29 protein-coding genes and 1 pseudogene are annotated in these 26,538 nt (G+C 68.1%); 14 read left to right on the top strand and 16 right to left on the bottom strand.

Features of this window, described 5'->3' with window-relative positions; genetic code table 11:
* Positions 1-48 precede the first annotated feature (48 nt).
* Both J1792_RS32180 and J1792_RS32175 read right to left on the bottom strand, forming a co-directional pair.
* Positions 49-774 (bottom strand): TetR/AcrR family transcriptional regulator, encoded by a 726-nt coding sequence (locus J1792_RS32180; RefSeq protein WP_207248791.1) that lies wholly within the window; start codon positions 772-774, stop codon positions 49-51.
* Between the two features lie 110 nt (positions 775-884).
* Positions 885-1,211, bottom strand: a complete 327-nt coding sequence (locus J1792_RS32175) for a hypothetical protein (RefSeq protein ID WP_207248790.1) — start codon at positions 1,209-1,211, stop codon at positions 885-887.
* On the opposite strand from J1792_RS32175, the gene J1792_RS32170 reads away from it, so the two are divergent.
* Positions 1,194-2,222 carry a transposase family protein gene (locus J1792_RS32170; RefSeq protein ID WP_242646992.1) on the top strand — a complete coding sequence of 343 codons (1,029 nt, stop codon included), beginning with the start codon at positions 1,194-1,196 and terminating at the stop codon, positions 2,220-2,222. The genes J1792_RS32175 and J1792_RS32170 overlap by 18 nt on opposite strands.
* A 229-nt stretch (positions 2,223-2,451) precedes the next feature.
* Here the strand turns inward: J1792_RS32170 and J1792_RS32165 are convergent, their stop codons facing one another.
* From J1792_RS32165 to J1792_RS32145, 5 genes are read right to left on the bottom strand one after another with little or no spacing between them, the layout of a single operon-like run.
* Positions 2,452-3,660, bottom strand: coding sequence for a cytochrome P450 (locus J1792_RS32165; RefSeq protein ID WP_207248789.1), 1,209 nt, complete (start codon positions 3,658-3,660; stop codon positions 2,452-2,454).
* A gap of 54 nt (positions 3,661-3,714) precedes the next feature.
* Positions 3,715-5,238 (bottom strand): hypothetical protein, encoded by a 1,524-nt coding sequence (locus tag J1792_RS32160; RefSeq protein WP_207248788.1) that lies wholly within the window; start codon positions 5,236-5,238, stop codon positions 3,715-3,717.
* Positions 5,235-5,969: an ABC transporter ATP-binding protein gene (locus J1792_RS32155; protein WP_207248787.1), complete on the bottom strand. Its 735-nt coding sequence runs from the start codon at positions 5,967-5,969 to the stop codon at positions 5,235-5,237. The genes J1792_RS32160 and J1792_RS32155 overlap by 4 nt, the downstream gene beginning before the upstream one ends.
* Positions 5,962-6,357, bottom strand: a complete 396-nt coding sequence (locus J1792_RS32150) for a hypothetical protein (RefSeq protein WP_207248786.1) — start codon at positions 6,355-6,357, stop codon at positions 5,962-5,964. Before J1792_RS32150 ends, J1792_RS32155 begins: the two co-directional genes overlap by 8 nt.
* Positions 6,358-6,383: 26 nt before the next feature.
* Positions 6,384-6,746 carry a DUF418 domain-containing protein gene (locus J1792_RS32145; RefSeq protein WP_207248785.1) on the bottom strand — a complete coding sequence of 121 codons (363 nt, stop codon included), beginning with the start codon at positions 6,744-6,746 and terminating at the stop codon, positions 6,384-6,386.
* Between the two features lie 704 nt (positions 6,747-7,450).
* Between J1792_RS32145 and J1792_RS32140 the strand changes: the two genes are divergently transcribed.
* Together J1792_RS32140 and J1792_RS32135 are read left to right on the top strand one after the other, a co-directional pair.
* Positions 7,451-7,813 (top strand): hypothetical protein, encoded by a 363-nt coding sequence (locus tag J1792_RS32140; RefSeq protein ID WP_207248784.1) that lies wholly within the window; start codon positions 7,451-7,453, stop codon positions 7,811-7,813.
* A 728-nt stretch (positions 7,814-8,541) separates the two neighbouring features.
* Positions 8,542-9,282 (top strand): hypothetical protein, encoded by a 741-nt coding sequence (locus J1792_RS32135; RefSeq protein ID WP_242646991.1) that lies wholly within the window; start codon positions 8,542-8,544, stop codon positions 9,280-9,282.
* 105 nt (positions 9,283-9,387) lie between these two features.
* Here J1792_RS32135 and istB read toward each other — a convergent pair whose 3' ends face one another.
* A complete protein-coding gene (istB, locus tag J1792_RS32130) occupies positions 9,388-10,161 on the bottom strand; it encodes an IS21-like element helper ATPase IstB (RefSeq protein ID WP_207248882.1) in 774 nt (257 codons plus the stop codon).
* 65 nt (positions 10,162-10,226) lie between these two features.
* Positions 10,227-11,894 carry an IS21 family transposase gene (gene istA, locus J1792_RS32125; RefSeq protein ID WP_372446211.1) on the bottom strand — a complete coding sequence of 556 codons (1,668 nt, stop codon included), beginning with the start codon at positions 11,892-11,894 and terminating at the stop codon, positions 10,227-10,229.
* Between istA and J1792_RS32120 the strand changes: the two genes are divergently transcribed.
* Positions 11,860-12,705 (top strand): SMI1/KNR4 family protein, encoded by an 846-nt coding sequence (locus J1792_RS32120; RefSeq protein ID WP_307843157.1) that lies wholly within the window; start codon positions 11,860-11,862, stop codon positions 12,703-12,705. The two genes, istA and J1792_RS32120, sit on opposite strands and share 35 nt — an antisense overlap.
* 116 nt (positions 12,706-12,821) lie before the next feature.
* On the opposite strand, the pseudogene J1792_RS32115 reads toward J1792_RS32120, so the two are convergent.
* From J1792_RS32115 to J1792_RS32095, 5 genes and pseudogenes are all read right to left on the bottom strand, one after another.
* Positions 12,822-13,444, bottom strand: a pseudogene (locus J1792_RS32115) (SDR family NAD(P)-dependent oxidoreductase); the annotation flags it as partial.
* Between the two features lie 173 nt (positions 13,445-13,617).
* On the bottom strand, positions 13,618-13,788 hold the full coding sequence (locus J1792_RS32110; RefSeq protein ID WP_207248783.1) for a hypothetical protein: 171 nt from the start codon (positions 13,786-13,788) through the stop codon (positions 13,618-13,620).
* 15 nt (positions 13,789-13,803) lie between these two features.
* Positions 13,804-14,196, bottom strand: coding sequence for a hypothetical protein (locus tag J1792_RS32105; RefSeq protein ID WP_207248782.1), 393 nt, complete (start codon positions 14,194-14,196; stop codon positions 13,804-13,806).
* A 963-nt stretch (positions 14,197-15,159) separates the two neighbouring features.
* Positions 15,160-16,065: a hypothetical protein gene (locus tag J1792_RS32100; protein ID WP_207248781.1), complete on the bottom strand. Its 906-nt coding sequence runs from the start codon at positions 16,063-16,065 to the stop codon at positions 15,160-15,162.
* On the bottom strand, positions 16,058-16,708 hold the full coding sequence (locus J1792_RS32095; RefSeq protein ID WP_207248780.1) for a hypothetical protein: 651 nt from the start codon (positions 16,706-16,708) through the stop codon (positions 16,058-16,060). Before J1792_RS32095 ends, J1792_RS32100 begins: the two co-directional genes overlap by 8 nt.
* A gap of 202 nt (positions 16,709-16,910) precedes the next feature.
* On the opposite strand from J1792_RS32095, the gene J1792_RS32090 reads away from it, so the two are divergent.
* The 3 genes from J1792_RS32090 (at position 16,911) to J1792_RS32085 (ending at position 19,477) form a co-directional block, all read left to right on the top strand.
* Positions 16,911-18,428 (top strand): serine/threonine-protein kinase, encoded by a 1,518-nt coding sequence (locus J1792_RS32090; RefSeq protein WP_207248779.1) that lies wholly within the window; start codon positions 16,911-16,913, stop codon positions 18,426-18,428.
* A 551-nt stretch (positions 18,429-18,979) separates the two neighbouring features.
* Entirely contained in the window at positions 18,980-19,108 is a 129-nt protein-coding gene (locus J1792_RS35215) for a hypothetical protein (protein ID WP_278186467.1), read from the top strand.
* Positions 19,109-19,120: 12 nt separating this feature from the next.
* Positions 19,121-19,477: a hypothetical protein gene (locus tag J1792_RS32085; RefSeq protein ID WP_207248778.1), complete on the top strand. Its 357-nt coding sequence runs from the start codon at positions 19,121-19,123 to the stop codon at positions 19,475-19,477.
* A 177-nt stretch (positions 19,478-19,654) separates the two neighbouring features.
* Here the strand turns inward: J1792_RS32085 and J1792_RS32080 are convergent, their stop codons facing one another.
* Positions 19,655-20,020 (bottom strand): hypothetical protein, encoded by a 366-nt coding sequence (locus J1792_RS32080; protein WP_207248777.1) that lies wholly within the window; start codon positions 20,018-20,020, stop codon positions 19,655-19,657.
* 165 nt (positions 20,021-20,185) lie between these two features.
* Here J1792_RS32080 and J1792_RS32075 point away from each other — a divergent pair, with 165 nt between their 5' ends.
* From J1792_RS32075 to J1792_RS32060, 4 genes are all read left to right on the top strand, one after another.
* Entirely contained in the window at positions 20,186-20,383 is a 198-nt protein-coding gene (locus J1792_RS32075; RefSeq protein ID WP_207248776.1) for a hypothetical protein, read from the top strand.
* A 414-nt stretch (positions 20,384-20,797) separates the two neighbouring features.
* Complete coding sequence (locus J1792_RS32070) at positions 20,798-21,406, top strand: restriction endonuclease (RefSeq protein WP_399542153.1); 609 nt, start codon at positions 20,798-20,800, stop codon at positions 21,404-21,406.
* 168 nt (positions 21,407-21,574) lie between these two features.
* Positions 21,575-21,784: a hypothetical protein gene (locus J1792_RS32065; protein WP_207248774.1), complete on the top strand. Its 210-nt coding sequence runs from the start codon at positions 21,575-21,577 to the stop codon at positions 21,782-21,784.
* Positions 21,785-22,734: 950 nt separating this feature from the next.
* Complete coding sequence (locus J1792_RS32060; RefSeq protein ID WP_207248773.1) at positions 22,735-24,048, top strand: outer membrane protein assembly factor BamB family protein; 1,314 nt, start codon at positions 22,735-22,737, stop codon at positions 24,046-24,048.
* A gap of 72 nt (positions 24,049-24,120) precedes the next feature.
* On the opposite strand, the gene J1792_RS32055 is transcribed toward J1792_RS32060, so the two are convergent.
* Positions 24,121-24,372 (bottom strand): hypothetical protein, encoded by a 252-nt coding sequence (locus J1792_RS32055; protein WP_207248772.1) that lies wholly within the window; start codon positions 24,370-24,372, stop codon positions 24,121-24,123.
* Between the two features lie 396 nt (positions 24,373-24,768).
* Between J1792_RS32055 and J1792_RS32050 the strand changes: the two genes are divergently transcribed.
* The 3 genes from J1792_RS32050 to J1792_RS32040 form a co-directional block, all read left to right on the top strand.
* Positions 24,769-25,290 (top strand): MarR family winged helix-turn-helix transcriptional regulator, encoded by a 522-nt coding sequence (locus tag J1792_RS32050; protein WP_207248771.1) that lies wholly within the window; start codon positions 24,769-24,771, stop codon positions 25,288-25,290.
* 119 nt (positions 25,291-25,409) lie between these two features.
* Entirely contained in the window at positions 25,410-25,871 is a 462-nt protein-coding gene (locus J1792_RS32045) for a hypothetical protein (RefSeq protein ID WP_207248770.1), read from the top strand.
* Between the two features lie 52 nt (positions 25,872-25,923).
* On the top strand, positions 25,924-26,538 hold a 615-nt coding region (locus J1792_RS32040), incomplete at its 3' end, for an SDR family oxidoreductase (protein ID WP_207248769.1).

Here is a 26,538-nt window from a genome sequence, read left to right as displayed (position 1 = left end):
CGTTTCGGCCGCGCCCCGGTGTGACAGTGGCGATTCCAGGCTGTCGGCTTATCGCGTCGGCGGCTGGTACTGGTCTTCAAGGCCCATGCCACGCATCAGGTCTTGCATCAGCAGCTCGAACATGGGCTCCTGGTCAGAAAAGAGGGGGGCAAAGTGCCCGAAGACCTCCAGCGCGATCTGGCCATAGAGCGACCGCCAGCAGCTCAGCATCACCACCATCGCGCCGGGAGGAAGGTCCACGCCGGTGTCTTCCCGGTAGTCCAGCATCTGCTGCCGCAGTCGCGGAGCCATCTCATCCTCAGCGAGAACCGGGAACTGGCGCTCCGTCCACGCCTGCACGAAGATCGGACCCCAGACTGCGGCGAGCCGCCGCACCCAGGCGCTGGTCAGCTCGGCATGGGCCTCACCGGCGGCTGTGGATGGTGTACCGAACAGCAGGTTGAATTCGGGCTGATGCGTGATTGCCCAGCTGCGGAGCGCACGCACCGGCTCGATCATCCGCATCGCGTAGTTGTTCGCGGGGTGAGAATCGGCTGCGGACTGAAGGGCTTGTACCAGGTCGTCGACGATGTCCTCGGCGACCCGATAGACGATCTCCGAAAGTCCGCTCTCGAAGTGATGGTAAAGGGCAGCAGGGGTCACCTCGACACGCCGAGCGATCTCGGCCAAGGTGAGGGCCTCGACGCCCTGGTGCGCGATGACGTGGCGAGCAGCGGATCGCACTTCCGCGGACATCTGGGCCCGTAGCCGTTCACGACGCCCCGGTGTCGCCATTCGCTCGCCCCTCCTGATCTCTAATTCGCGACAATTGCACCGTAGAAGTGCATTGACGGCCCGCAGCCTTGGAGCGTGGCGCGGGTAGGACCGTGGCAGGCCGTCACGAATCAGGCCCCAAGGGCGGCTCTCACGCCATTCACAGCCTCGATGACAGGGACGCCGACCCCTCCGACCATCGTGGCGACCCCAGCAATGTTCGAGAGCGCCCGGCGTAGGGTGCCGCGAGGGACGTCCGGGCTAGCCTCGATCGTCTGGAGTGCGTCGTCGATGACCTGCTGGTCCTCAGCGGGGACTTGGTCGTGCATGAGCCGGACCGCTGCGACCAGCGTCTGAAGCGCCGCAGCAGGGTCAGCGGGCGCCTCGTACTTGATGATCCCGGTGCTGTGGTCGCCGTACTGGGTGACGGAGTCACCGATATGGAAGTTGCTGCTCACGTCACCCGACCTGCTTTCCGATGTAACGATCTCGTGCACGGTTGGCCGTGGCGCGTCGGCTTCTTGATCGTTGTGTTCAGCGTGGTGGGGATCAGGGCGGCGATCGTTCGGAACCAGCGGGTCACGGGCCTGTCGTCGACGGTGCTGGCTGAACTCGTTGCCGAGCTCGGGCCGTTGTGGCACGAGCGACACCAGGCCCGGCTTGTTTCCCGGGACCGGAAGCGGGCTGTGGGTGCCGGGGCCCGGCACAAGCTGGTCTTCGTCGACCGGCTACTGGCCACACTCGTGCATCTCCGGCACGGCGCCACGCACGACGTGCTGGCCTGTTGGTTCGGCGTGGACCGCTCCACCATCACCAGGGCGATCGGCGAAGTCCGGCCACTGCTGGCCGAGCGAGGCTGCACTATCGCTCCCGGGATGCGGCTGCGAACGCTGGCCGATGTCGTGAGCCACCTGGGCGAGAGCGGTCGCACGGCCATCTTGGACGCGACCGAGATCCGGGTCCGCCGCCCCGCCCAGGGAACGGACGGCCGGGACCGCTTCATCTCGGGCAAGAGCAAGCAGAACGCCGTGAAGACCATGGTCCTCACCGATGCCGCCGGCAGGCTCTTGTTCTGCGGCGAGACCCGGCCCGGCAGCTGCCCGGACATCACCCAGGCCCGCGAATCCGGGCTCATCGACCTCCTCGATACCGGACCCTGGGTTGAGATCCTGGCCGACGCCGGCTACCAGGGACTCGGCGCCCAGACCGGCGGCCAGGTCGTCACCCCGCCACACCGCAAGTTCCGAAAGAACCCGCCGCCTTGGTACGAGGAGATGCACGCACAGGCCAAGCACGCGCACTCTTCCCGACGGATCCGCGTCGAGCACGGCATCGCCCACCTCAAAAACTGGAAGGCCCTCGCCCGCCACCACGGCCGCCGTGAACAACTGCCCGAGACCGTCCAAGCCGTCGCCGCCCTGGTATCTCACCAGCAAAACGCAACCAGGCCCCTCACACACGCGGCCTGAAGACGGGTACGTCCGCGGTCGACGACGCGCCACGGCCAACCGTGCACGAGATCGTTAGTGGGGCAGCGGGTTGGTTCTGCTGCTGCATTCGGTTCTGGATTGTCTGGAGACGGTGGTTCTCTCCCGCCAGTCACGCGATAGGCCGCGGCCCGCGCGCGTCCCGGGCACGGCCAGTCGGTGAAGATGACGATGGTGAGGCGGCCTGACCGCCCGTTTGACTGCTGGGCGGTCAAGCGGAGACCGGTGCCGGCGCCGGGCATACGGGCAGTGAGGCCAGGCAGCGCATGGGACCGCTGGTCTGCCAGCGCGGGGCCTCGCGGCCCGGGGCGAGAGCCAGGTGAGGGAAGCGGTCCAGCAGGCTGGTGATGACGCTGGTCGCCTCGAGGCGTGCCAGGGCGGCGCCGATGCAATAGTGGGCGCCGTGGCTCATTCCGAGGTGTGGATTGGGTGATCGGTCCGGGACGAAGGCGTCGGGGTCCGTAAAACGCCGGGGATCGCGGTTGGCCGCGTGGACGGAGATCATGACCGGGTCTCCGGTCTGTATCGCTGCGTTGGCGAGCTGGAGGTCGGCGGACGCGAAGAGCAGGATCGATCCCACGGGGCTTTCGTAGCGCAGGGCTTCTTCCACCGCCGGACCGACGAGTGCTGGATCGGCACGCACATGTGCGAGGTGCTGGGGGTGTGTGAGCAGCGTGTGCGTCGCCGTGCCGATGAGAGCGACCGTGGTGGCGTATCCGGCGACGGCGATGCCTGCCAGGGCAGCGGTGACCTCCGCGGTGTTCAGCCGGTCCTGGCCGGTGCTCGCGTGCAGGAGGTGCGTGGCGAGGTCGTTGCCCGGCCGGGAGCGCCGCCGCTGGACGATGTCTTGCATCAGGTCCCGGATCTGCCGGAGGGCCTGGGTGTAGGTCTCGAGATCTCCGGCTCCGCCGTCCAGCCTGTGCAGGGCGTCGGTCAGGGCCGACAGGCGGCCTTCATCGCCGGCGTCGATGCCGAGGAAGTCGCCGATGACTGTCTGGGCGACGGGCAGGGCGACATCTGTCATGAGGTCTGATGTCTGCTGCCGGGAGACGCGGTCCAGTGCCGTGTCGACGAGGTGCTGGATGCGGGGTCGCAAGGCGGCGACGCGGGTGCCAGCGAATCCCGGATGCAGGGCCTTGCGCAGTCGGGTGTGCTCGGGTGGGTCGGTGTTCTGCAGCGTCGCCGCGTTGCTGCCGGAGTTGGGTAGGACGTCGGACATCCACGGGGGTGGGGTCTTGCCCAGGCGGGAGTCTGTGAGGGCCGTGGTGGCGGTTTCGTGGTCGACGACGAACCAGCAGGTGCGAGGGAACAGGCCGTGGAGAGCGGCGACCGGTGCGTGACTGCGCAGACGGGCGAGAGCCGGGTAGGGGTTCTTGGCAAAGGCTGGGCTGGCCAGCAGCGCCGTGCTGAATTCGAGCATGGGAGTCCTTGCCGGTCGGTTGTGGTCCGGTGCGTCGTGACGGGCTGGCGAGGGTCAGTGGTGGAGCGGGGACCGCAGGTGCGCTGTGACGATGAGTCCGTACAGGGACGTGGCCAGGCCGCAGCAGAGCAGAAGGGTGGCCGCGAGTACGCCGGTTGTCTGCCAGGTGCGGTAGCCCAGCGGTGCCAGGACGGCGATGGCGACCGGTGCGGTGGACAGGATCAGGGAGGCTGCCGCGCGCAGGAGCACGTGGGGGGTGAGTACGGCCGATACGGCTCCGGCTGTGACGATGAGCGCTCCGATGGCAGGTGCACCGGCAAGGACGGTCAGTACGGCCCATGCCGGTGTGCCCAGGGCGATGGCCGCGGCGAATCCCGGTACGGCGAGCACTGCCGTGGTCGTGGCGGCGCCGGGCAGGGCCGCGGCAGCCGTGACGGGAACGGGTCGTAGCCCGGCGAGCCACACGTGCTGATGGGCGGAGACGTCCTCTGCCAGGGAGTCGGAGGGTGCGGCCAGGGAACGGGCGGCGATGGCGAGCGCCAGCGGCGCTGCCATGGCCTTGGGGTCCACCAGGCCTGCCCCGGCTGTGGCGCAGGTCAGTGTGAGCGCGAAGCCCAGTTCGGTGCGCAGGCGCCGGCGCAGGTGACACCAGCCGCGCAGGGAGATGGCCGCGTACGGTGATTCGGGCCAGCGTTGCCAGGAAGGGATGCCCGTGCGGATGCCGGTTCCTGCCATGGTGGTGGTGCCCGCTCCGGCGCGTTCGGACAGGGCCGCGCGGATTTCGGCGCCGGCGTAGGCGGCGCGAGCGGCTGGTTCCACGAAGGCGTTGGCCGGGCGGGTGAGCAGCAGCCCCCACAGCACGGCGGTCACGGCTGTGAGCGCTATGGGCGAGGCCGCTGCGTGCTCGGGGACGAGGACTGCCCGCACCAGCATGCCCACGAGTTTGTCGTCCGCGACGGCGAGCGTGTCGGCCAGCGGTTCCGGAAGGCTGCCGGGGATGAACCGGTGGCCGGCCCACAGCGCGCACCACAGCACCGCCATTACGGTCGTCAGCCGGGCAGCGGGCCGGGAGCGCAGGGCGAGCAGATGGGATGTCAGGGACAGGCAGCGCAGCAGGAGCACTCCGGTGGCCATGGCCACGGCCGTTGCCAGGCCGTGCCAGGGGCTGCGGCTTTGGAGGGCCAGCGACACCGGGGCGGTGCACAGCGATGTGACCAGCGTGAGGGCGGAGCTTGCGAATACCTGCTCGGTGACGAGGATACGGGGCCCGTTGCGGGCCATCAGGGGCCAGGCGACGTCGGCGGGCGTCCACCGCAGAGGGGAGCTGCTGCGGCTGGTGAGGATGACCAGTGCGGCCACGACGCCGGCGGCGGTGACTGACAGGCTCAGCGTCCGGGGGTCGGTGCCGCCGTTCCCGGTGCCGGGCCGGGACTGGTACTGCACGACAAGGGCGAAGACGAATCCGAGGGCGGATCCCAGCAGGAGGAAAGGATTGCGCAGGGCCTGGCCGAGCAGCCGTGCCCGCGCCCGCATCCGCGCTTCCGTCACCGCCCGCCCGGCGGCCCAGGCGCCGTTCACCGCGTCTCGCCGGTAGCGGAACGCATCACCTGCAGATAGATCTCCTCAAGGCCGGCGGCACCCCCTTCGGCCCGCAGGTCGTCCAGGGAACCGGCGGCACGGATCCGTCCCTCCCGGAGGAACACCAGACGGTCCGCCAGCCGCTCCAGGTCGGCCAGGGCGTGCATCGACAGCAGCACCAGCGCGCCCTGGGCGCGCAAGGCCTCCAGTTCCGCGCGCAGGTCGATGGCAGCTTCCGGGTCGAGCCCGTTGAACGGCTCGTCGAAGAGCAGGACGCGCGCGCCTTTGAGGAGCGCCAGTACCAGGGCCAGCTTGCGGCACATCCCCTGTGACAGCTCACGTGGGAGCTTGTCGGCCTTGTCCGTCAACTGGTAGCGCTCCAGAAGCTGAGCCGCGTGGTCCCTCCAGCGGGGCGCCCGGTGTAATCGGCCGATGAAGGCAACGTGCTCAGCGACGGTCAGGCCCGGGTACAGGTCGGGGTGTTCCGGCATGAGACTGGTCAGCTGCCGGGCGTGGTCGCTGCCCGCCGGTTGTCCGCAGACCGCGACGCCTCCGCGGGTCGGGGCGAGGATTCCCGCGATGCACCGCATCAAGGTGGTCTTGCCCGCGCCGTTCGGTCCCACCAGACCGGTGATTCCCGGACCTGCCCGGAAACCGACCTCATCGAGGATGGTGGCGCCATCGATGTCCTTGCACAGGCCGGTCACAACCAGCGAGATTTCCTCAGCCATCGGCGCCGTCCCGCGCCGCCGTGGCCAGAACGTCAAGCAGTTTGCCCCGCCCCAGGCCCGCCTGTGACAACAAGCCGTCCAGGTGTCCTGCCCAGGCGCAGGCCGTAAGGACCTTGGGGCATGAGGCGGCGTCCGGCCGGCTCAGTACCGCGGTCAATTCCCTGCGCAGGTCCGGCTCGGGACGCATACGCAGGCGGGTGAGCAGACCAGGAACAGCGATGTCCCCCACGGACATCCGATAGCGGGGATGCCCGGACATCCTCTCGGCCAGATGCCGCCTGGCCGGGCCGTCCCCGGCCAAGGGGTCGGTGAGCCAGGCGAGTAATAAGTGCTCAGCGGTGATGATCTTCGTGCCTTCCGCGGCAGCCAGGGCACGGGAACGCGACACGGAGGCCTGCAACAGGCTCAACCCGTTCAAGAGGATCGCCTTTCTACGGTGGTCAACGCGTGGACCACTGCCTCCACAGGACCGGTGCGGCCGCGGTCTCGTGCAGGCAGGGCCAGCTCTCCAGCGATCACTATGGCGGCTACGACGAAGAGCTGCAGCATCCACAACGGGACGATCCCGTACAGGCCCAGGTCGTAGGCCGCGGCAGTGGCGAGCATGCTGCACCCCAGGTAAGTGGTGAGGGAGTACCGGCCGATGGCGGCCAGGCGGCGACCGGCATGCGAGCGCGTGAGCCGCTCGCCGTTTGGTGTCGGCCGCGCCCCGGCCCACTGCCCAGTGGCGTCCGTAGCCATCTTTCCTGCGCAGCGGCTTTTCTGCTGCACGTCCACCTGCCGTAGCCATACGGGAACCGGGCCATCTCCAGCACCAGACCGTGCGAGGTGAGCTGGCCCGGCTCAACAGCAGGCGGCTGTCTTCTCCGCTGTCGAGTAGGCAGCCAGGCAGAGCAGGTCGAGGGCATGCGCGAGGATGCGGCCGGTGCCGCTGATTGAGCTGCGGTACCGGAACCGCCTGATGAGGCCCCGCATGGTGGGGCATCCCGCAAGAACCCCACCATGCCGGGCTCGGTTCTCCTTGCCGGGTCGTCCGATCTGGTGGACGGTCCAGCCCGTCGCGCGCCAGGGCTTGGGGGCGGGGTTGGTGCGGCAGTCGACGAGCAGCAAGCTGGCCGGGAGCTCAATGAGGAGTGCGGGGTTGGTTGGCCTGCTGGTACCCGGGCCAATCGGTGGCCAGGACGATGCCAGGCCGAGTGTGAGGGTGGCGTCGGTGCGGGCGTCGAACTCCTGCGCAGCTAGCAACGTCTCACCCCGACCAACGCCCCGGCAGTTTAGACGCCGCCGTCATGCTCCGTCTCAAAGAAGCCGCCGACCGCCACGCCACCCCCCGCGACCGCGCCATCAATCAGACTGCGCGTTCCACTGTGACGAGGCCGGGTGCAGGCCTCTTGTCCTGGTTTGTTGAGTACTTGTCGGCAGTCCGTCATGAGTACGGGGACGGATGTGGCTGATCAGCCATACGGTGTGAGGTGTTCACCATGGACACCATCGCACCTACTTCCTGCGACGCCGTGGCAGGTCAGCACGACGCACAGCCGGCCTATGTCCCTATGGGCCGCAAGATGGCCGCCATCGGGCTGCTCTTCTTCCTGCCCGCTCTCGCTCTGCTGGGCCTGGCCGATCTCACCAAGCAGGTATCCCACGACCGCTGCGAGTATCAGGGCTGCACCATCCCGCTGATGGAGGCAGCCCACGTGGCCTGGTGTGTGATGTGGCTGGCCGGCGCCACGGGCGTGGTCGCCGTCCTCCTGCCCCGGCGCGTCGCTGCGCTCCGCTTCGGCCTGGCCTGCCTGCACATCGCGTTGCTGATCGCCCCCTTCTTCATCCTCGGAGGGGTATGACCGACCCCGCGGCGCGCCAGCGGGCCGCCCGGCCGTTCCACGGCTCTCTGCCGTACCGGCCGGAGAACACGGGCAACAGCAGCCCTGCGCCGTCGTCGAGTCACACCATCTGCCGTCCGTCCCATTGCGAGACCGCCGGAGACGAAATTCCGCGGGACAGCGAAGAGCGCCTCCAGCGGCCGCATCCGAGCGCGAGATCGCACGAAGGCGACAACGACGGCCCGGTCGCCGGCCTGCCCATGACGCACCTGCCCGCAGGCCAGCGGCCCATGCTGCGCCCGGGTGGGAACGGCACCAAGATGTGGAGACAGGCTGCGCCAGGGCCCCCCTCGCCACGCATAGGCTCGGCCCATGGATGACTCGATATGGGTGGGGGTGCGGGAGCGGGTGCAGTCTCTCATCGCCGCGCCAGCCGGTGACCGTGTGATTTTGTCGGGTCGTATGAGAGCCACTGCTTCGGTGTGAACGGGAGCCGGGTGTAGGCCGTTCGTGGCGGTGGTGTACTCGCCCGGGGCGGGTGTTCTTCGGTGAGTTCGGTAGCCACTTCGGCGGGATTGAGAGCCACTGATCGGGTGACCGGGCGGGTCTGGGCGGAGTGTCCGAAAAGACCGGGCAGTATCGTCGATAGCGTGTGGTCGCGGGCCCGGGTTGCCTCCCTGACAAGTCGTGGCCAGGGCCCGCCCCACGCGAAGCGAGAGCACTGCGACAGCAGGTCGTGATCGAGCCCGGTGGGTTCCTCGGAGCGACTGACGCACTGGTCCAGCCTGCTGTCGCAGAGGACCATCATCGTTGCGCACTTCCGCAACGTGAACGCGGCGGACCACTTCTACTGGTTCGACATGCCCGAAAGCGGCGACACCGAACTGCACACGGAAGCCGCGAAGGGCGACTGGGTACGCACGGATGAGTGGCGTACCCGGCCATCCCACCTCTTCAGCACCGCTGTAGCGTTGTCCGCAAACGATCAGGGGGATTCAGTGACGAGGTCCTTGCACTTCAGCTGGGAACTGAGCGGCTCCGGCTGGGCGACGTGCAGGATCTGGGACGGCTCGACGAAGCACCGGGACATCGTCAGCTACTGCACAAACGCGCTCGCTGACTTGTTGAAAGGCGTGACGGGCCTCTACGGCCTCCATGGCATCCAGCGGTTCTCGTTCGACCTCGAACCGGCAGAGGCGCGGTGGATTCTTCGTCGTCGGAACAGCGACGTGCACATCACGATCCGTCGCTTCCCGGACATGTCGACGAGCTTCGACGCACCGGACGGGAAGGGCACCCTCGTGTGGACGTCCACACGTCCTCGCACCTCCCTGGCACATGCGGTCTTGATGGCTGCCGAGAAGGTGCGGCGAACCCACGGCGAGGACGGCTACCTCCAGAAGTGGCGCCTGCACGCTTTCCCCACCACCGAACTGGAAACCCTTCGTCACCTGCACCTGGCAGCGGATGACTGCGCTCTCCAGCACTGAACCAACGGCGCCTCACGGCGCAAACAAAAGCTGAGCCAGAACCGCTTCTTACACGCAGAGCCAGCCATTAGTGGGGGCCAGTCCTTCGTGCTGCCTGGCGGGTTGTCAGCTTTGAGCGGTGAAGAGGGATTCCTGGGTGGCCTGGTAGCGGTAGGACTCGGTGCCGGTCTGGATCAGCGTGCAGCGGAAGGTGATCCGGTCGGCGATGGCCGCGCAGAGGCGGGCGTCGCCGAAGGTCTTGTCCCACTCCGTGAAGGGTGAGTTCGTAGCGACCGCGGTGGCCTTGCGCTCCTCACGCTCGGTGAAAATCTGGAACAGCAGCTTGGCGCCCTTGCGGTCCAGGTTGAGGTAGCCGAACTCGTCCAGACAGAGAAGATCGATCTTGCTGTAGCGGGCGATGACCGAGGACAGGCGGCGGTTCGCGTCGGCCTCGGCAAGCTCGTTCACCAGCGCCGAGGTGGTGGTGTAGCGGACCGACAGGCCGGTCTCGGCGATCGCGGTGCCGATCCCGATCAGCAGGTGGGACTTACCAGTGCCGGAGTCCCCGATCAGCACCAGCGGCCGGCCCTCACGGACCCAGGTCGGCGACTTCAGATCGGCGACGACCTCGGGGGTGACGTTCGGGTTCTTCGCGAAGTCGAAGTCCTCCAGCCGCTTGGGCCTGGGGAAACGGGCCAGCCGCAGCAGCCGCTGCTGACGGCGCAGGTCCCGGTCGGCCTGCTCGGCCTGGAGCATGTCCAGCAGGAACTGCTTGTAGGTGGCCTGCTCGCGCCGGGCGGTGGCGGCCAGGTCGATGAACCGCTCGCGAAACGCCGGCAGCCGCAGCTCCCGGCATGCCTCGTCGATGAGCATGTCCTCCGGGTCGCCGGGCAGCGACATCCTGCGGGCGGGGACCTTGCCGGTGTCCTGCTCGTCGTCCCGGTCGGTGACGGTGATGGTCGGGTTCATGCGCCGTGGCCTTTCTGGGTCTGGCTGTCGCGGCCGGCGACCGGGCTCAGCAGCCGGTCGTACTTGCTCATGTCGGGCATCCCCTGGCGCGGGTCGGGCGGCAGGCGACGAGCGTGCAGGGAGATCACCTGCGCCCCCCGATCCAGCAGCACGGAGCCTTCGGGCTCCTCGTCGGCGTCGGCCAGCAGCTCGGCGTCGTCCGCGTCGGTGCCTTCCATCACCTTGCGGGCCTCGATGGCGACCAGGTCGGTGGAGACCGACCCGATCCGCAGACAGGTCTCCATCGCCGTGACCAGTGCCTCGTCCGGCAGCTGGCGGTGCAAGAGCAGCACTTCGATCAGCATCCGGGTGCCCTCGCGGTCGCCGGCCTTCTTCTTCGCCGCCGCCCAGAACGCCTCGTGGACCTTGGTGAAGCCGCCCTCCGCGCGGGTCTGGGCGAGCGCGGAGGCTCCGGCGAACGCACCGGGCTTGACCAGCAGGATCTCCAGGTAGTGGTCCAGGATGTCGTGGTAGGTGTAACGCCTGGTCAGCCGCGGATGGCGAGCGACGACCTTGCGTCCTTCGAACACCCACAACTCGTTCGCCCGCAGTTTGACGCGCACCTTCGTGCCGATGAACTTCGCCGGCACCGAGTAGTAGCACTGCCTCACCGTGATCCGGGAGTTCCGCGCGACCGTCGGCGTCAGGTCGATCCCGCAGTCGTAGTCGTCCGCCGGCAGCGGCCGCAGCCGCTCGCGCTCGGCCTCGAAGTCGAACCCGATCGAGGTGGGCCGGCCGTGGATGTGCCGGGCGTCCTCGGCGACGTCGATCGCGGCCAGTCGCTCGTTCAGCTCCGCCAGCGAGTCCACCTCAGGTGGCGGAACGAGATGCTTACGACGGAAACGCCCGCCCTCGTGCTCCACCCCGCCCTTCTCATGGGCGCCGTCCTCACCAGGCGCGCAGTAGAACGCCGAGAACTGATACCAGGACTTGAACGACGCCCACCTGGCTGACTCCAGCCTGGAACGGCCGAACAGCACCTGCTTTACCGCAGGCTTGAGGTTGTCGTACCGGATGTGCACCGACGGCACTCCGCCCAGCACCGTGAACGCCTCCACGTGCCCTTCCAGGAATGCCTCCTGGGACGCGGTCGCGTAGACCCGGTGCACCGCCTTGCCCGAATACGACAGCCGCAGCGTGAACAGCACGCACTTGCGCCGTTGCCCGGCCAGGTCCAGCCAGAAGTCCGCGAAGTCGACCTCCGCCTCCTCGCCCGGCCTCTTCGCCTGCGGCACCATCCCGTCCAGATGCCGGCGCCCCTCCAGGGCCTCCGCCCGGATCTGCGGCCGCCTCTTGGACACGTACTCCCAGACCGTGGTCTGGCGGGCCAGCTCGAAGTCGTGCTCCGCGGCCAGACGCTCCATGATCCGGGGGATCGTGTGCTTCTGCTTCGCTGGCGCGTCCAGGTCCTCGCGCAGCATCGCGTCGATGAAGCCCTTCACCGGCTCCAGCACGCTCTTGCGCGGCGGCGGCGACTTCCGTTTCGGCGGCACCGGCGACTCCAACGCCTTCCGCACCGTGTTCCGCGACACCTTGAACCGTACGGCGAGCTCCCGCCCCGACAGCCCTTGCTCGCGATGAGCCCGGCGAATCCTCTCGAACAGCCACTCCCGTGACCTGTGCACCAGTGGTCTCCCTGACCTGGACCATGATCAACAGGCACAGCGTGACGGCCGAACAGCCCAAGCAGCCGCGATAACTCCGAAAGCGGCATGTTCCACACCATCACACCGACTGGCTCCCGAACTCACCGAAGAACCACCGGCTCCCGAACAGACCGGAGTCGCGGCTCTACTTCACCCCGATAAAAACAACCGTGTTTTTGGCGCGATCGGGCACAAGTTCTTCCTCGAGGACCCTCTGACGCCGGCAGAGCTGGCCGACCTCGAAGATCAGACAGGTGTGTCGCTACCCGGGGAGTACCGCGACTTCCTCCTACAGGTCGGCGCCGGAGGTGCCGGGCCCTCGTATGGGGTGTACCCGGTACGACTCATCCAGGGGCGCTGGCGGTGGGAGGGAGATGGAGCCGAGCTGGCTGACCTGTCCCGACTGGCCGAGCCGTTTCAGCGTGAAGGTGCCGATCCTGAAGCTGTCCAGCTGCTGCTGTCCGAGCGCCCCGAAGAGGACGGCTTCGAGGACATCGAGGACTTCGATGACGCCATTGAGGCATGGGAAGAGCGCTGGGAGTCCGTGATGTGGTCGGCGGACCGCACTGTCGGCGCGGTCGTGATCTCAACGCTGGAGTGTGCCGCCCGCGAGTGGCTGATTATCAGTGGCCCGGAGCGTGGGCGAATCTGGTCCGACAACAGGGCAGACGACGAGGACCTGAAGCCGCTCCTCGATGACAACGGTGCGTCGATGACCTTCGCACGCTGGTATCTGACGTGGCTTGAGAAGGTTGAACGTCAGCTGGCGTCGGTCCCGGCGGCAGGCTGAGTTGCGGTCCCTGCGGAGGTCGTCCCGGGTTTCCTTCCGGGCTTCGTTGTCCAGCCGTCGGTGTGGGGGCCTTCGCGTCGCCAGCCGATGCTGCCCGATCCCCTAGCTCATCAGTTCTAGGCGATCCACGCGCCAGTCAGCGCCTGCACGGCCGAGCCGTCGCCGTCCGCGAGCTTCACGGCGGTGAACGCGCGCGTGGCATCCGACGTCTGCACCCGGAAGGCGGGCCGCTCGGTCTCCAGCAGCTCGACGATCTTTGCGGCCGCGCCCTGCGGCGTCTGCGCGGTGGCGAAGGCGTCGCGGACGCGGGCCTGGTAAGCGGCCAGCGCGGGCGCGTCCGGGCCAGCCTGCGCCACCAGGGCGTCGCGGTCACCCACGTTGCTGATGAACTCGCTGGCCACCGCGCCCGGCTCGACCACGCTGACGGCCACGCCGACCGTCGCGGCGACCGGGGCGAGCGACTCCATGAAGCCCTCGACCGCGAACTTGGCCGCGCAGTACGCCTCGTTGAACGGCTGCCCGACCACGCCGCCGATGCTGGTCACGGTCAGCACGCGGCCCTTGCTCGCACGCAGCATGGGCAGGCCGCCTTGGTGACGCGCAGGACGCCGAAGAAGTTGACCTCCATGACGACGCGCACGTCCTCGATGCTCTCCTGCTCCAGCGTGCCAACGTGGCCGGCGCCGGCATTGTTGACCAACGCGTCCAGGCGGTCGAGGCCGGCCAGGACGCTGCTGACGTGTGTCAGGGGAGATGTGCTTGAAAAGAGTGATCGGAGAGCAGCTGCCGAGGGGAAGCGAGATGAGCCCCGGGTGCCGATGGCGATCCGGGGCTCTTTGTCGGCCAGGGTCCGGCTCGCCTCATGGAGAGCCGGACGGCGCTGTGCCGGGCAGCGACTTTGACGGCCGTGATCTAGTGTCTGTCCCGGGCGCTTGGTGAGCGCATCTTATTGATCAGCAAGACATAGACGCCGCCCAGGATGAACGTGACGGCGTACTGGGCCCAGTCGGTGCCGCTCAGCAGCTTATTGGCGGCGACGAGCACTGCTGCCCAGACGAGTGTTGCAATGATCTTGGCCATCATTTGTGGTGCCCCAGATTAGGAGAGGGAGGCCAGGCAAGCCGTCGCGCCAGCGGCCACGACCTTCGCGGCGATGTCCTTGGCCACGTCCTTGCTGACGTACCGGCCGACGACAAATGCGCCCGCGCCACCGATGCCGGCCTTGATAAGACAGTTCTGGACGATGCCGGTCATCTTGTGGTCCGACAGCAGAGAGGCGCAAGCGTTCTTCTGCTTGTAGTAGGTGCACATCGTCCGCTGCTCGCCGATCGGGTCGACCAGGACGACAGGCGGCGCAACTTCAACTACGGGCGGGGCGGTCTCCGCTACAGGCAGCGGATCCGTGGCGGCGGATGCGGTGCCCGCAGCGCCGGTGATGAGAGCACCGCTGAGCAGGGCAGCGGAAACAACGCTCGATAAAATGCGCTTCATATCTGGAGTTCCCCTATTCCTTTTCAAGGGAGCGGGTCTGGTCAGGGACTCCGCTCCCGTGCAACAGCGAAGACTCTAGGTTCAAGATCGACAAGAAAGGAAGGGGAACCGGAGGATCATCCGATCTTGGCTGGATTGCCGCCTCAGAGGTCTGCGCCATTCCAGATCGGGCGGTCACGCTGGATGCCTAGCGTGACCCCCATTTCGGATTTGCCCCATTCGGTTGGATGACGGGCGCCTCGCAATCCCATCGGAACGGCAAGGTAGAGGTGTCGTCTCAGCCATCGACGGCTCGACTGTGTGGCCAAAGCCGGTGTGAGCTGCAGCACTCGACGACGAGCCGGGACGGTGGCCGCCGTCCCGCAGCCCACTACTGCGCTGCGCGCCACGACCTGACCGAATAGGGCTGTGGGTGCCAACACACTGATCAACCATCACGCGTGGTCCGTACAGTGCGGCGCGACGGGCGCGAGCTGACGGGCCTGGGCGCCGCCGATCGGCACACTGGTCACCGAACGGGCCTGGGAGCTCCCGGCAGCCGGCGCCATCCTGCGCAAGCGGTGGGCGGCCATCGCCCCCGATCTCGCCAGGCATATCGCAGCGGTCAGCTACGACGCGGACTCCGGCCGGCTCACCCTGTGCCCGGAATCGACGGCCTGAGCAACGAAGCTACGCCTGGAACAGGCCTGCGTGATCGAGGCCGCGAACACGGCAGCAGGCTGGACGGTCGTACAGGCGGTGCGGATCCTCGCGCCCGAGTCCGTGCCTATGCCCGTGCCAGCCGACGTCGCGCCGCCGCCCGCGGCCGCGTCGACCGCCGTCGGCTGGCCTGGCTCCTCGCACGCACGCGCAAAGGGCCGTCAAGTAGGTCACCCTTCCCTGTCTCCTCAGCCGGTCTGCCCTTCAGCCCGGCTGGCTGAGGGTCCATTCCGGCCCTGGCCGGAACTGGTCAAGGGCGCCCCTTCAAGGAGCAATGACCCGGATCGTAGAGACGGAAGGGCTGGCCGACAGGTCGGTGCGGTGCTGTTCGAGGTCGGTGACGCCTTTGAGGCCCGCCTTGATCGTGTACTGGGTGTGGACCCCGTCGGGACCTGTCTCCTGGGTCAGCTGCAAGCTGTTCGCGACGAAGCCCCAGCTGTCGCCTGTGTAGACGCCCTTGATCCTGCCGTCCACCGTTCCGACGGCGTCGAAGGGGCCGCGCTGCCAGCGGAAGGTCCAGTGGGTCCGGTACCAGGTGTCCAGCTGCTCCGGGGTGGCCAGGAAGTGCTCGCCGCTCGGGTCCCGGGGATCGGCGATGAGATCCTCAGGTCGGTCGTCCCCGGTGGTCAGTGTGATGAGGCCCGACGCGTCGGCCTCGGCAGCGGCCGGATACGTCCGGCCGCGGTGGACCGCGTAGGTCTTGGGGCGGAAGTGGTCAACCTCGGCCAGACGCTGCACCAGGGCGTGCCGGGGCTGGAGGCGATCCTTGCGGTGCTGCTCCAGCTCGGTGACCTCGTCGCGTGGGAAGACGCCGCGGTAGCCGATGACCCGGCGCTTGAGGTGTTCCTTGGCGAAGTGTTCGTCGGAGCCGAGGTAGTTGCCCGAGAGTGTGGTGGGCGTGGCGGCGGTGCACTCGAAGAGCTCGCGGCGCCAGCGGAACGTCCACGTGACGGCGTACCAGGCTTCCAGGCGCTCCAGCGGAACCGGGTATCCCACCGACCCGTCGGCGGCCTCGCGCGGCGCGACCCCTTCGGGTGCGGGGCGCCTGGGCTCGGGCAGCAGCTCGACACACGGCCACAGACCCTCGGCGCCACGGGCCCGGTAGAGCTCGCCGCGGAAGACAGCGACCTCGCCCTTGACCGGGGAGGGGTGGCCCACGGGGTCAGCCACAGTATTTCCACAGCCTTTCGTTCTTGTCGAAGAAGCCGACGGCCTCTTCGGTGCCGTCGTCATGCATAAGCCAGATCTCAGCATGGTGGGGGAAGCCGGTGCCCTGGGCAATGCACTCCGGGACACCCCCGCCGGTGTAGCCGGTGCCAAGGAACGGATGAGGCCAGGCCCGTCCCTCGCTCTGGCCAGCCATGCCAGCGACGTGGTTGGCCAGCTCCTGGTCGCCGACAGAGCCGAGGGACGGCTTGGCACGCATGTCGTGCGGTGCCGGGAAGCGCAGCTGGTACGCCTCGGACGCGCCCGGAGGGATGGGGGTCCAGCCGACCCCGCCATCGTCGAGAGCGAGCCCGTCGCGCAGTTGGTCCATGCTGCGCAGGTCGGCGGTGTCGCGCGCGATGGAGCCGCGGAACTCACCGGGATTGAACTCGTCCGTGCCGAGCTCTGTGACGTTCTCCAGGTAGGCCTGCGCGACCTCGGGCTGGAGCACCTTGGTCACCATACGGCCCTTGTCGAGCTTGATCGCGTCACGGACCCCGACGACCTCGCGGGCCTGCGCCTCGCTCAGCTCGTTGGTCCGGGTGAGCCGGAGCTTGTCATGCTCGGAGTGGTCCAGGCCGCGTGCCCTCAGCTGATCGTCGATCACCTAGTCGAGCTTGGTCAGCGCCCGAGCGCCGCGTCGCCGGCATCGGCGACGCGGCGAGACCGCGGTGGCGATCGCCTAATCATCATCGGACACGGCCCGATGATCCAGGGGCCCACAAGACCGCCCGGTGGCCAACGGATGCCACCCGAAGTTGAGGCGGACGAGGCGCTTGGTTAGGGTGCGGGCCGGGGGTATGGAGATCATGGAAAACAGCAGGTCCGCGGGAGTCTTCCAGGAACTGGAGGACGGCGCCCCGTTGGTGGTCGGGGATTACCGGCTCGTGGCGCGGCTGGGTTCCGGTGGTATGGGCAAGGTCTACCTCTCCTACACCCCGGCCGGCCGCCCTGTGGCGATCAAGGTGATCCGGCCGGAGTTCGCCGAGGACCCGGAGTTCCGGCGGCGGTTCGCCGACGAGGTGGCAGCCGCCCGACGCGTCCAAGGGCTGTGCACAGCACCGGTACTCGACAGCGACACCGACGGCCCACGGCCCTGGCTGGCCACGGCATACGTGCCCGGCCCGACGCTCTCCTCCGCGGTCACCGCCCACGGCCCGCTCCCGGTACCCACCGTGCTGCTCCTCATCGCCGGCATGGCCGAGGCGCTGCAGGCGATCCACGGCGCGGGCCTGGTGCACCGCGACCTGAAACCGTCCAACGTGCTGCTCGCCCCCGACGGCCCGCGCGTCATCGACTTCGGCATCGCGCGGGCCGCCGACGCCACGGCGCTGACCGCGACAGGAGTGGCCGTCGGGACGCCGTCCTTCATGGCCCCCGAGCAGGCATCCGGTGCCGAGATCACCGCAGCGACGGACGTCTTCGCCCTCGGCCAGGTGGCCGTCTACGCCGCGACAGGCGCCCCCGCCTACGGGGACGGCCCCTCGCACGCCGTGCTCTACCGCATCGTCCACCAGGAACCGGACCTGTCCGCAGTGCCGGCGGAACTGCAAACCCTCGTAGCCCGGTGCCTGGCCAAGGACCCGGGACAGCGCCCGGCGCTGTCCACGGTCATCGAGCTGTGCCGCGCCGCGGGCGACGACACCCAGCTGCGCCGCGGCGAGGGCTGGCTGCCGGCCGGGGTCGCGGCGGGCATCGCGCAGCGGCCACCGGCTCCCGGCCCGGCGCTCACGGCCCCGCTCACCGTAGTGGTGCCGCCGTCCCCGCCCACACCATCGCCCTCGTACGTCCCGAAGCCGTCCTCGTACGCCCGGAAGCCGCCGCGGAAACGCACCACGCGTACCGTCCTGTCCGTGGCTCTCGGCGTACTCGCCGTGACCGCCAGTGTGGTGGCGGGATACACCTTGACGATCAGCGGCAGCACTGCTTCCGACGATACGACAAGGATAAAGTCGCAGGTGGACTACCAGAAGATGACCCTGCCCGCCGGCAGTCACTTCGAGCTGGCCGACACCTCGCTCACACCGCGCCAGGGATACACGGACGACATCTTCCTGCACTGCCCGGAGTCCGGGAGCTGCTACCTCGGCACCGATACCTCCCGCCTCACCCGGCTGGACAGCCGCGTGAAGGGATCCCGCGAAACCTGCCGGAAGAAGACCGACTCCACCACCTCCATCAACACCGACACACTCAGCAAAGGCTCGCAGATCTGCGTGCGCAACCAGCAGGGCTGGGCCGGCCTGCTCACCATCAAGAGCAAGTCGCTCGCCGACATCCGCGAGGCGTCCGTCGACTTCCACGTGGAAGCATGGACCGACTCCTGAGACCGGACGGCCCGTAGCCGCTCGGAAAGCACAGCGGCGCCCGGTCTCGGTGAGGTAGTCGCCGGGTGAGGTCACTGCCGGGGCTCACGTGCATGCGCCCGCTCAGACGCGGCCTTGCTGCGACCCGCGCGGATGCCCTGGACCGTGCCGAGCGCCTTGTGATGCACCTGCGAGTCGGGTATTGAGCGGCTCCCCTGCCGCAGGGTGGCCTGATGGAGGTCGCCTGTACGTACCGACGGGGATGGCAATGGCCGGCGCAAACACGGGCTGATCTCACCGCAGCCGGTACCGCCCGCGCGGGCAGAATCGTGAAGCGGGGGCCGCGACAGGGTCGTCTGGTGATCAACAAGGGGGGCATACCGCACATGCACCGTCGCCGTCGCGTCAGCAGGGCGTGGGGCCTTCCGGCCCTCGCCGGGGCGCTCCTGGCCGCCAGTGCCTGTGATGGCGGATCCGCTGGAACGGCTGAGCCCGCGAGGACGGCGAAGGCTACGGACCCGCAGAAGGCTCCGCAGTCCCAAGGGTCCCTTTCCGAGTCCCGGCTGAAGCCCATGCTGCTGAAGGCGGCCGACCTGGGCGCCGGATATACCGAGGAGCCCGGCGACAGCCGCGACAAGGATGAGTACGGCATCACCGGCTGCCCGGCCCTGGAAAAGCTGTCTGGCGATGGCGAGCTGTAGTCCGCGGTCCAGGTGAAGACCGGATTCGCCTATGCGGGCGAGGCAGGCATGAGAGAGGAGCTCGACAGCGACTCTCCTACCGCCCTGTCCGCCCAGCTCCACACGCTCTGCGACGCCTACGCAGCTTGCCCGTCCTTCACCATCACCTCAGGCTCCTCTCCGATCGGCGCCAAGGCCGTCAAAATCACCGTCCCCGAACTGGGAGACGAGCGCTACGGCGTCACCGTCACCATGAGCGGCCCCGGAGGCACGATGATCATGAAGCAGATCGCGATCCGAAAGGGCAACGTGTCGGTGCTCCTCATGGGCAGCCCGGGGCTCGTCGACCACCACATCGAAAAAGCACTGAGCAAGATCACAACCGACTGACGTCACCACAGGACCACACCCTGCCCCGGGCGGGCAAGGTCCGACCGCGCCCGAGGCACTGCGCCACCTGGATCGGCTGCGAGGACGGCGCAGGGCTGCTGTTGCCTGTGCTTTCCGGCTGGTACGGCAGGGGGCCGTGGAACGGCCGGGCGGCCCGCTGGCGCGCCGCGGGGTCGGTCATACCCCTCCGAGGATGAAGAAGGGGGCGATCAGCAGCGTGATGTGCAGGCAGGCCAGGCCGAAGCGGAGCGCAGCGACGCGCCGGGGCAGGAGGACGGCGACCATACCCGTGGCGCCGGCCAGCCACATCACACGCCAGGCCACGTGGGCTGCCTCCATCAGCGGGATGGTGCAGCCCTGATACTCGCAGCGGTCGTGGGATACCTGCTTGGTGAGATCGGCCAGGCCCAGCAGAGCGAGAGCGGGCAGGAAGAAGAGCAGCCCGATGGCGGCCATCTTGCGGCCCATGGGGACATAGGCCGGCTGTGCGTCGTGCTGCTGACCTGCTACGGCGTCGCAGGAAGTAGGTGCGGTGGTGTCCATGGTGAACACCTCACACCGCGTGGCTGATCACCCACATCCGTCCCCGTACTCATGACGGGCTGCCGACAAGTACTCAACGAACCAGGACAAGAGGCCTGCACCTGGCCTCGTCACGGTGTGCTCGGACGCTCGCGCTGCTGGCCGGGGAGAAGGGCCGAGGCTCTGATGACCGCAGCGGTGCTGTGCGCGGTTGGGGATCGTCTTGAGGACTTCAGCGAGGACGACATCGTCCGGGAGGAGGACGAGTTCCTGATCCGTTTCACCATGTCCGGCGCACATTGCGAAACGGCTGGAGTTGGTCGGGTGACCGGTGAATGCGCTGGTAGCCGGTGGTCGTATGCAGGGGGCAAAGGGTTTGAGTGACCGAAAATCGCTACCGTCGGTGATCTTTGCGGGGCAGGTTGTCAGTGGTGCGTGCTCTCATACGACCTGCACACGGATGTGCCGATGACCTTGGGGTGGGGGCGCCTTCATGATGGTGCAGGGGAAGACGCAGGTACGGGGAGGCGTTCCCGTGCGGGCCGCGCATACTCGGTTATGTCTCGGATCGGGACGTCAACTCACGATCATGGGCATCAGCGGGATCCTGGGCTGGGGCGCCCGGGAGGGTGGCGGCAAGTTCAAGGGAGAGTTCGAAGTCCCACCGCGGTACCGGCGGACTCTCGCCGCTCCCGTTGAGTCAGGCGGTGCCCGATGAGCCGCCGGCCGGTACGGCGTACGGCGCGGCGTCGGCCGTCCCGCCGGTCCAGGAAGAAGGACGAGCAGGTTGCATTGTTGGTGGCCGCGGTCGTGACCGTCGGCCTTGTGGCTGCCGTGGTGCGGTGGCTGCTCGCGCACTGGTGGCTCTTGCTCCTCGCTGCCGTTGTCATCGTTGTCGCCGGTGGCCTTTGGCTTCGGCAGGCGCGGCAGCGGGCCGAGTGGGAACGTGTGCGGGCGCGGGCGCTGCGGCTGCGCATCGCCGAGCTCGACGCATTGGACCACCGGGCCTTCGAGTTCGCCATACGGGATTTGATGCGTCGGGACGGCTGTAAAGCCGAGCAGCTCGGAGGTGCGGGCGACAACGCCTGCGACGTGCGTGCTGTTGACCCTGCCGGTCGCGTCTGGGCGATCCAGTGCAAACACCGGCGGGACGGGGACGGCGGCGCCGCTGTCGGTGTTGGGGTGTTGCAGCAGGTCAATGGCACCGCTCGGCAGATTCACGGGGCGGACATCGCGGTCATCCTGACCAACGGCCGCTTCACCTCCAAGGCCATCCCTTGGGGGAAGGATCACCGGATCCATCTCGTCGATCGCCGCGTGCTCGCTGAGTGGGCTGCGGGCTCTCGTCCCCTGTGGGATCTGCTGGACCGCATACCGCCCCCACGTCGTCCGACTGCCTTGTCCTGACTCACGGGGGTGGAACAGCGGATGCGGAGGGGGGCTGCGCCGGTATGCCGTGAAACCAGCCACGGGACCAGTGCCCTGTGGCCATCCGTTGCTGATGGGGCTGCCGCAGTGCCCGCTTTGGGCTATGCAGAAAGGCGGGGAGTAAGTGCCGAGGGGAGGGCTGGTGGGGTGACCATCAATGTGGCGGTTTTACTGGCCGTGATCATCGTTGTCCGACTGCGTCGGCGCACGGAAGCCAGGAGCCGGTTCGACGAGAAGCTGACGGTGGTCATCGTGCTGGTATTCGGTGTGTTGGTCGCTCCGACCAGCTTCGGGCAAGGGATCCTCAGTTTCGTGGGTCAGCTCGCGCGAAGCATCTCGCAGTCCGGTGGCTTCTGACTTTCGGCATCGTCCCCTGCTGTCGAGCATCGGCACCCGCACCCGACCGAATTGGTGCTCGAGTGCCCGACTCGACGCTTGCTGGTGTTTGTTGTGCCAGTTCGCGATGGCGTTGGTCAGCATGTCGATCACCATCGCTATGGCCGCTCCATCCTCCCCGCGTTCGAACGCGTGGCCTCTGTGTACAAGGGCGCAAGCCGCCTTGTGCAGGGCGCGGTCGTGGAGGCGCTCGGCGCGGATGTGGGAACGCACCGAGCGCTCGAAAGTCATGGCAGCTTCAGTTCTGGAGGCTTTGATGTCGGGGCAGTTAGGCGTCCGGCCGACAGCCCCCCGTCGCCGATGACCTGGCGACGCCCGTCGGCGACGGGCGCCAAATGGGTGTCCGATCCGCCGCGCAGGGTAGGGCCGCCCGCGCCCACCTGGTGGCGTACCAGGCCCATGTTCGGCAGAAGACGCCGGAGTACGTGAAATGGGGGTACTCACGGCTGTACTCGTGGAAGGACGCGAGGGAGGCGGCGAACACGGCGCTACCGCATCTACGTGCAGTGGACGACAGTGATCAGCAGCGACAGCGTTGACGCCTATGGTTCAAGATCCTGCGCAATGCCGTGGTCGACGTGCTCCGCAAGCGCGACTGGCGCCCTGTGCTCCTCTGGCCGCGCTCTGGCGGCTGTGGCGCAGTCGGGAGCCTTGTGGAGTGCTGGACTTGCAGCGCCGTAGGGCAAGGGGGCCTGACGATCGACTGACTCCACGGGTGAAGGGGCCGGACAGCGGACTCGGGTGTGATCCACGGCTGCCTGTGACAGATCCCGTCGGCCTGCCGCCTTCACCCAGGTGCCGCTCCCGTTCGGGTTTTGACAGCTGCATATCCTTTGCCGCAGCTGTGCGAGCGCAGGTACTTGTGTGGTCTAGGCTCCCTGGGCCAGTAAATGATCATGCAAGGGGGGCCCATGAAGCTTCGGAAAATCATCGCTCTATCGACTGTAGCCATCACGCTCACCATGCTCACCGCGTGCAGTGGCGGGGACGGCGGTGTGCCAGACATGCCGGGCGGTTCCGATGAGGCGAAGCTCAACGCCTCGCCTGCACCTAAGGGCTTCACCGCGCCGACCAAATTCTCGCCGGACCCGGTCATCGCGCTGCCCGACTCCGCGACACAGGGCAAGGTCTACATCGGCGGTGACCTGCCGCCGCTGCCGATAGCGCTGCATCAAGGGACGGTCTTCATCTCGCGGCCGGACGGCCTCGATGTGGTGAGCAGCTACGGCAAGAGCTTCCCGGCCACGATCACCCCTGAGCACTCCCCTGTACTGAGGCTGGAGAGCACGGGCGGTGGCTTCGTGGGCAACAATCCCGCCCATGCGCCGCTCATCACGTCCTTCGGTGGAAAGACGTGGGTTCTGAGCGCGGTGGTGGCAGAGGTGACCGGCTCCGGAACAACCAAGTCTCACGACGTAGTGGAGCTGATGGCGGTAGACACCGCGAACACCAGAACCAAAGCCTGGTTCACAGAGACCAAAGTGACGGTGGAAGACCGGTACTCCAGGGACCGGGGCGACGCCCATGTCGTCGGCCGGGGCGGGAACACCGTCGTCATCCTTTCCCGTGGCCAGCTCTTCGGCGTCGACCTCACCAGTCGCCGGCATCTGTGGACCGCCCAGGGCACGTACGACGAGGGTGCAGTCGTCATCGGGGACCGCGTCATCGCGCTGCGCGACAGACCTGAGGGCGGCGATCAGGTCGTGGGGATCAGCACGGCAGACGGCAAGGACCTGTGGACATCGCCACGCGCGGCAAGGGACGAGCTCTCGGTCGCGGGGCCAGACACCGTCATGACCTACGAAAAGGCGGAGCAGCAAGGCGGCGACCGGCACCACCTCCTCAACGCCGCCACCGGTGAGACTCAGGCGATCCTTCCCAAGGACGCTCCGAGCTCCGGCTGCGCCTACGACGGCGCTGCCGTGACCGTGTGCACAGACGGGCGAGGTTCCGACAGAAAGGTCGCCGCCTATAACCCCAAAAATGGCCAAGAGGTATGGCGTCTGCCCGACGCGGCCGGCACACGGGTGGCACCGTCGATCAACCTCGTCCGCGCGGGACTGATATACGGAATGGCCAACGGCAACCCTGTCGTCCTGGACGCCGCCAGCGGCAAGGACAAGGAAAACCAGCCCGGGGTCGCCCCGCACCTCACGGACGGCTACGTGGGAATCACCGAGACCAAGGACGGCCGCGGCCTCAGCGCCTACCGCGCGGTCGGCTGACGCACGAGCCCCTGCCGTCAGATCCGGCCTCGGGGATCAATCAGGCCGTGGTTAGCGGTAAGCACCTGATGATCAGGGCGCGGTCGCCGCGGTTGTGATGCGGGCGGCGTAGACCCGGTGGGCCTTGCACTCTGCGGAGCTGGCGGCTTCGGCGGCGAGGGCGGCGGCCTGCCGCAGCGCGGTGCGGTGGAGTTCGAGCGGCGCGGTGATGCGGAGGGAGTGGCCCTGGCCGCGGCGGATGGTCCGGCCGGAGGCGAGCGCCGCGCGGACGGCCTCGTCGCCGACGTCAGCGAGGCCCGGTTCGAGCTGGACATGAACTCCCACCTCGACCTCTCCGCCGCATCGGCCATGGTGCCCGGCTCCCGCACTGCGCCCGAGGCGCCCAGCCGTTCGGTCGCGTACGGGGCGACAGGGCCGGCATCCGTGAAGGCCCGTACCCCCGGCGTCGCCGATGGGCGGCTGGATCGCTGACCGGGGTGCGGCGGCGGGGTCTGGCGCCCTGCCTCCGATACGGGTGCCGAAAGACAGCCCCGCGCAAATGTCGGCCGGGTACCGCAGACGACCGGGCACGTCACGCTCGTTCAGGGCACCGATGACCAGGTCTGCGGTGAGGCCCCCGGGCGCGGCGGGCTGTAGTCGGGGGCGGAGCCGTCCGGAGTCTGCGGCTGCGAGGCTCTCGGCGAATTGACTGGCAGATAGTTAGCCGCCATATTACTTCTCATGAGTGACGAGGATGCGAACCCCGGCGCTGCACCCACGCTCGAACAGGCGCGGAAGCAGATCACGCGGTACGGGCTTGAGGCCGACCCGCAGGCGGTGCTTGTCGCGGTGCGCCTGATGGCTGCCGGGGCGCGCCTGGACCGGGCGTCCGAAGTGCACTTTGCGCGTTCCGGGCTGTCGACCGGGCGCTACCGCCTCCTGGTGGATCTCGAGGACAGTGACGGGGAGAAGTCGCCGTCGCAGCTCGCAAAGACTCTTGGCGTCTCGCGCGCCACAGTGACGGGCCTGGTCGTTGGCCTGGAGCGAGAGGGCCTGGTGGCTCGCCGCGCCTCAACGGAGGACGGGCGGGGCGCAGTAGTCGTACTCACGGCGCGCGGCAGCCAGCGGTTGCGCGATATGGCCGCGGACCACTTCGCACGGCTTGAGGCGCTGGTCGGTGGACTGGCCGCCGACGAACGCGGGCTGTTCCTCGACCTTTTGGAGCGGATCACTCAGCGGATCGACGCATTGACTGCCGAATAGCTGCGGCATCACCTCCGCGCGGGGGCGGCTGCCTCGACCGCGCGGCACCCTTTCCTGCGCCCCGGTAGTTAGCCGCCTAATCAACTGGTTAGCCAGCTAATTTATTTTGGAGGAGTCGTATGAGCCCCCCTCCCAGAACCGCCCAGCGCGGTTTCGCCACGCGTCCGTTCACGCTGTGGAAGGAAGTCGCGACCGCCTACCTGGCCCCTGCGCTCACCGCCGGGCTCGGCGGATTCCTCAGCGGCCAGCCCGAACTGACCAGGGCCGCCTTCACCTCCATCGGGGCCACATCGGCCTTGGTGGCCTGCATCGTCGGCGTGTGGCTGCACCGCCGCGGCCGACCCCGGCGCTGGACAGCCTCGGCGCCGCGACCGGTACTCACCCTCGGACTTGCCATGACAGCGGCCGGAATCGCCGGCCTGGCCGGATGGTTCGGATCCGACTGGCTGCCGTCGCACACACCGGTGCCCGATGCCGGATGGCTGGAGCGGCTGCGGATCGACCTGCCGCTGTCGGCCAGCCTGGCCGCCGCCATCGTCACCTGGCGGTGGCACGGCACGACATCCCGGCAACCGGCCTGACCCAGCCCTTCCCACCCGATTCTCCAGACCCCTCACCCACAAAAGGCACACTGTGATCACCATCATCGGCGCCACCGGCGCCACCGGCAGCGCCCTGCTCCGGCGGCTCATCGAACTCGAAGTCCCCTGCCGCGCCGTCAGCCGTACGCCCGACAATCTGCGCGCCGCCATCGGCACAAACACGCCAGTGGAGATCGTCGGTGCGGACGCCGCAGACCCTCAGATGCTCCGCGACGCGTTCCAGGGATCCACGCAACTGTTCCTCGCCATGGCCAACAGCCCGCGTCAAGCCGAGCTTGAGACCAACGTGATAGACGCCGCAGCCCACTGCGGGGTACGGCACGTGGTCAAACTCTCCGCCCCAGCAGCCGAGCCCGCCTCACCGGTGGCCATCTCGCGCAGCCACTGGCGGGTCGAGGAACACCTGGCGAAAACCGAAATGACGGCTACGCTGCTCCGGCCCTACGCATTCATGCAAAAGCTGCTCCTGAACGCCCCAGCGATCGCCGAGGGCGTACTCATCGGGGCCATGCGCGAGGCGCCCTGTAACTACATCGACGTCCGAGACATCGCCGACGTCGCCGCCGAGACCCTCCTGCGCCCCAGCCTTGCCGGCGCCACCTACACCCTGACCGGCCCGCGGGCCTTCAGCCACCCCGAGCTCGCC

It is taken from the genome of Streptomyces triculaminicus, from assembly GCF_017349075.1.
GTDB classification, from domain to species: domain Bacteria; phylum Actinomycetota; class Actinomycetes; order Streptomycetales; family Streptomycetaceae; genus Streptomyces; species Streptomyces triculaminicus.
Note: the sequence above shows the minus strand (reverse complement) of the source record. Positions and strands in the feature narration are given on the sequence as shown.